Source organism: Denitromonas iodatirespirans (genome assembly GCF_018524365.1).
Taxonomy (GTDB): domain Bacteria; phylum Pseudomonadota; class Gammaproteobacteria; order Burkholderiales; family Rhodocyclaceae; genus Nitrogeniibacter; species Nitrogeniibacter iodatirespirans.
Genome location: NZ_JAEKFT010000092.1, coordinates 1 through 1,292 on the forward strand (window position 1 = coordinate 1; position 1,292 = coordinate 1,292).

2 protein-coding genes are annotated in these 1,292 nt (G+C 62.2%); both read right to left on the reverse strand.

From position 1 onward, the window contains the following. A partial coding sequence (locus I8J34_RS24040) for a condensation domain-containing protein (protein WP_230411991.1) occupies window positions 1-955 on the reverse strand: 955 nt, incomplete at its 3' end. Then, window positions 952-1,292 (reverse strand): phosphopantetheine-binding protein (locus I8J34_RS24045; protein ID WP_214364163.1); only part of this gene is annotated, 341 nt, incomplete at its 5' end. The genes I8J34_RS24045 and I8J34_RS24040, both read right to left, overlap by 4 nt.

Genomic DNA, 1,292 nt, shown 5'->3' on the forward strand with positions numbered 1-1,292 from the left:
CCTGCACGTCCATGAGGCCGAACGGGGCGCTGGGCTCGTCGAGGTCGCCGAGCATCTCGGTGAAGAACGCTTCGTGTTCGGCTTCGCTCACGCCGAGGCGCGCTTGCGCCACGAAGTTGCGGAACGGAACCGGGGTGGGCAGGTGCGCGTGCCCGCCTTGGTCGATCGCTTCGGCTTCTTCGACCAGCAGCTCGAGCGTGGTGTGGTCGATCGCCAGGTGGTGCGCCAGGATGTGCAGCAGCCAACGGTCGTTGTCCGGGTCTTCGGCCATGCGGCATTCGAGCAGCGGGGCCTCGCCGATGTTCATGCGGTAGTGGCTCGGATCAAAGCGATCCTGGAGTTGCGTCTCAATGGCGCCATCGTCCGGATTCAGGCTCAGAACGGTGTACTTGAGCCGGGCTTCACGCAGCACGACCTGCACCGGTTGCTCCAGCCCCTCCCAAAGGATTGCGGTACGGAGAATGTCGTGGCGGGCGATGACACCTTCAATCGCCGCCACAAACCCCTCGAGACGGGCGCGACTATTGAAAGACAGCAACCCGGGCAATAGATAAGCATCCCCGTGCTCGCTCATCAGGTGGTGGAACAGGATGCCTTCTTGCAGCGGGGCCAGGGGGTAGATGTCCTGGATGTTCTTCACGCCGCCGGGTACCTGGGCAACGATCCGATCAATCTCTGTCTGACAGAGACTCACCAGCGGTAAAAGGTCTGGCGTGATGAATGCGGTATCCGCGGTCAGCAAATTGGGCGGCACAATCACGGCGCGGCCTGCTTTGCCGCGATAAGTGCCGCTCTTGAGCAGTTCGATCAGCTCCTCCTTGTGATCGCGCAAACGCGCAACAAGGGCCTTGTCTGCCAACGCGCCCTTGTTGCCGCGTACGACCAGCTGGTCACCTTTCAGATCCAGTGCGATCTGATTCTCTTCCAACAAGGACAGCAATCCAGCGACGCTCACAGCACAATCTCCTCAATCTCATTCGTTTCAGCCGCAAGCTCGGAAAGTGTCGCAGCGTGGAACAGCGTTTGAACCTCGGTTTCCAGCCCTGCCTGGCGCATGCGCTCGATGAGGCTCACCGCCATGAGCGAGTGCCCGCCCAGTTCGAAGAAGTTGTCTTGTCGGCCGACTTGCTCGACGCCGAGCAGCTCGCGCCATAGCTGGGCGAGCGTCTCTTCGACCTCGCCTTGCGGCGCTTCATAGGCGCGCTTGACATAGGCCGCCTCGTCCGGTGCCGGCAGCGCCTTGCGGTCGAGTTTGCCGTTGGGGGTCAGCGGGAAGGCGTCCAGGCGAACGT